The organism is Monashia sp. HAY1-2A, assembly GCF_056755315.1.
In genome coordinates this window covers 1-235 of sequence record NZ_JBNDHY010000804.1, presented here as the reverse complement: position 1 = coordinate 235, position 235 = coordinate 1, and the positions used below count along the sequence as shown (strand labels likewise).

Below are 235 nucleotides of genomic sequence, written 5' to 3'. Positions count from 1 at the left end.
AGCCAATGCACGCTGGTCACTGGATTTTGTCCACGACCAGTTCGCCCGCGGCAGGCGCTTCCGCGCGTTCAATGTCGTGGACGAAGCGACACGCGAGTGCCTGGCTGCGATCCCGGATACATCGATCTCGGGGTCGTGTCGCACGCGAACTGACCACGCTCATCGAGCGCCGCGGCAAGCCAGGTATGATCGTTTCCGATACGGGGACGGAGTTTACCTCGACACAATCCTAGCT

General features: G+C 61.3%; 1 pseudogene. It reads left to right on the top strand.

Going from position 1 to position 235, the window contains the following annotated elements:
* Window positions 1–221 (top strand): annotated as a pseudogene (locus ACPYOM_RS23990) (DDE-type integrase/transposase/recombinase); the annotation flags it as partial.
* Between the last annotated feature and the right edge of the window lie 14 nt (window positions 222–235).